Below are 3,652 nucleotides of genomic sequence, written 5' to 3'. Positions count from 1 at the left end.
ATAGGTTTTGTTCGTAGTAAGATGCGATCGCTACAAAAGACGCCTGAATTGGTGAAAGGTTTTTTCAGGTTGCATGACACCAGCTATGCTTGCAGGCAGTGTTACCTATAACAGTCATAAATTAGTAGGTGAACTATATTCTCGCCTGGAAAATGCATGCCCGGGCATTACAGAGGTTCAAACCGTCATCATTGCCATGGCCGCAAGTTGGCTTGGAAGAGCGTGTCCGGTGGTCCCCCATTACCAGATATCCATTTCCGAATCACAAGCCACTTTCCGCGATAAACTCCAATCAAGCCTTCCGTCTTTGCAGATTAAAGAAGAAAAGAGCCTGAACTCATTACCTCCGGTTGATCTGCTACTGCCAGATTACAACATGGTGATCGATATTCAGGGACCTTTTCATTATGTGGGTGGTGATTTCAAAACCAGGAATGGCTCGACGTTGCTGAAAATCGCCCTGTGGCAAAAATTAGGATTTGAAGTCATTGAAATTCCGTTGAACAAGCTTCGGAAACAGGATTCAATGAAAATAGTTATTGAGCAAATAAAGACAAAGTTAGCCGTCCTGCCAAAGGCCCATGGCTCTGTGTCACTTGACAGCGGCAAGTGGGCGGTAGACGAGGCATATTTTACTGCCGATGATGGAGGGCAATTTTCAGATGACTGTTATTTTACCGCCGAAGAATATTTAGAAGAGCAAACCAAAAAGCCCAAAAAAAGAAAAAGAAAGAGAAAAAAGCCAGTAAAAATTGCTGCCTGCTGATGCCGTAGAATAGTCTACTTTTTATATTTTCAATGAATTAATGAAATATAATTATGGACAGAGGCGGTGCTGGTATAAGTTGTAAATACACAGCTTCAGGCCATGATTACAAACAACCAGACGTTCATGCCAGTGCTTCAGGGAGTGGGCAATACAGGCATGGCACAGTCAGAAAGGTGAATGTGCCACCGTCCTGTACCCAGAAGCGTAATGAATGTCATCCTGCTTCTGACGCCTGCTCTGCTAACCATCCATCAGGACATTCAATAAAACCTGTTCATGGTTTTAATGCCCTCATCACACCAGAAAAAATGGATTGGCTGGTGGGGTTATTTGCTCGTTATGGTGACCGCTATGATGGTAGACATCATGGTCAATTTGCCTGTTCAATCAAGTGGTACACATCAGGAGCAAAACGACCATTAAATCATAGTGAACAACGTCAACTGATGTCATTGTTGCACGATTTTAAAGTGACCCCCGGGTGGACCTGGCGAAGCCTGACAACAACGCTTCATTCATTGACTTCCGCGGGTATTTTGACCCCTCATAAATACATGGATGAGGGGTATAGGGAAACTCAAGCCGATTTACTGTCAACGTTACTTGATGCGTTAATACTTAAGTGCAATCAAAAGAATGAAGCCAGTGATATTGATGCACAAGGGACCAGCAACCTGCTGTGGGCCGTTGCGAAGCTGGTGGACAACGGGTTGGAGCTGGGGAAAACACCGCAGCTCAAAGAGATCGTGGCCGCGCTGTTGCCTCATGTGAAAACCATAGCCGATTCAAAGAAGGAGCACTTCAACACTCAAGGTACTGCCAACCTGCTGTGGGCCTTGGCGAAACTGGTGGACAACGGGTTGAAACTGGAGAAAACACCAAAGCTTGAAGAGACTGTGGTCGCGCTGTTGTACCATGTGAAAACCAAAGCCGAATCAAAGCAAGACCATTTCAACTCTCAAGGTACCGCCAACCTGCTGTGGGCCGTGGCGAAACTGGTGGACAACGGGCTGAAGCTGGAGAAAACACCGAAGCTCAACGAGGCCTTGGCCGCACTTTTGTGCCATGTGAAAACCAAAGCTGAATCTAAACAAGAGAAAGACCACTTCAAGCAACAGGAAGTTGCCAATCTGCTGTGGGCCCTGGCGAAACTTGTGGATAACGGGCTGAAGCTGGAGAAGACACCGAAGCTCAAAGAGACTGTGGCCGCGCTGTTGCCCCATGTGAAAACCAAAGCCGAATCTAAACAAGAGAAAGACCACTTCAAGCAACATGAAGTTGCCAATCTGCTGTGGGCCCTGGCGAAACTTGTGGATAACGGGCTGAAGCTGGAGAAGACACCGAAGCTCAAACAGGCCGTGGCCGCGCTGTTGTCCTATGTGAAAACCAAAGCCGAATCAAAAGATGACAAAGACCAATTCAAGCTACAGGATGTCACCAACCTGTTGTGGGCAGTAGCGAAACTGGTGGACAACGGGCTGGAGCTCGAGAAAACACCGAAGTTGAAAGAGGTCGCGGTAGTACTTTTGTCCCATGTGAAAACCAAAGCCGAATCAAAAGAAGAAAAAGACCACTTTTTTTCTCAGTCTATCGCCAATCTGTTGTGGGCCGTGGCGAAGCTGGTGGACAACGGGCTGGAGCTGGAGAAGACACGGAAGCTCAAAGAGGTAGTGGCCGCACTGTTATACCATGTGGAAACCAACGCTGAATCAAAAGAAGAGAAAGACCACTTTCTTCCTCAGCATATCGCCAACCTGCTGTGGGCCGTGGCGAAGCTGGTGGACAACGGGCTGGAGCTGAAGAAGACACGGAAGCTCAAAGAGGCCGTGGTCGCGCTATTGCCCCATGTGACAAGCAAAGCCGAATCAAAAGAAGAGAAAGACCACTTCAATACTCAAGGTACCACCAACCTGCTGTGGGCCGTGGCAACACTCGTAGACAACGGGCTGGAGCTGGAGAAGACACTTAAGCTCAAAGAGACCGTGGCCGTGCTGTTGTACCATGTGAAAACCAAAGCTGAATCAAAAGAAGAGAAAGACCACTTCAACACTCAAGCTGCCGCCAACCTGCTTTGGGCCGTGGTGAAACTGGTAGACAATGGGCTGGAGCTGGAGAAGATACCGACGTTCAAAGAGGCCTTGGCTGCGCTGTTGTCCCAGGTGATAACCAAAGCCGAATCAAAAGAAGAGAAAGACCGCTTTACTCCTCAGCATATCGCCAACCTGCTGTGGGCTTTGGCAAAGCTGGGTGAGGCCATTGAGCTGAACCTGGTTAAATCTGCGTTCGATTCTCTTGTCGACAGAATCAGTAAAAAACCTCAACTCTCTCAGCAAGATATATTGATGTCTCTATGGGGAGCCATGGTGTTCTGTGCCAGATTTTATCTGGACTCAGACAGTAATGATAAACACTCCCTTGAAAAGCACATAAGTGAACTATCTTCTCGCCTGGAAAATACATTCCCGGACAATTCAGAGGATCAATCCATCGTTGCCATGGCCGCAGGTTGGCTTGGGAGAGCGTGTCCGGTCATTCCTAATTACACGACAATCACTTCACAATCTCAATCCAACTTCCGCGATCACCTCCAATCGAATTTTCCGTTGTTGAAGATTGAAGAAGAAAAGAGTCTGCACTCATTACCTCCGGTTGACCTGCTACTGCCAGATTACAACATGGTTATCGACATTCAGGGACCTTTTCATTACGTGAGTGGTGATTTCAAAACCAGGAATGGCTCAACGTTGCTGAAAATCGCCCTGCTGCAAAAATTAGGATTTGAGGTTATTGAAATCCCGGTGAAAAAGCTTGATAGCCACGATTCAATGAAAATAGTTATTGAGCAAATCAAGGCAAAGTTAGCCGTCCTGCCAAAGGCTCATG

At 47.2% G+C, this 3,652-nt stretch carries 2 protein-coding genes; both read left to right on the top strand.

Annotated elements, in window-relative coordinates; translation table 11 throughout:
• Positions 1–73 precede the first annotated feature (73 nt).
• On the top strand, positions 74–766 hold the full coding sequence (locus J7438_RS24705) for an RAP domain-containing protein (RefSeq protein WP_209278708.1): 693 nt from the start codon (positions 74–76) through the stop codon (positions 764–766).
• A gap of 53 nt (positions 767–819) precedes the next feature.
• On the top strand, positions 820–3,652 hold a 2,833-nt coding region (locus J7438_RS24700; RefSeq protein WP_209278707.1), incomplete at its 3' end, for an RAP domain-containing protein.

The organism is Thalassotalea sp. G20_0 (assembly GCF_017744175.1).
Classification (GTDB): Bacteria; Pseudomonadota; Gammaproteobacteria; order Pseudomonadales; family Endozoicomonadaceae; genus Endozoicomonas.
Note: the sequence above shows the minus strand (reverse complement) of the source record. Positions and strands in the feature narration are given on the sequence as shown.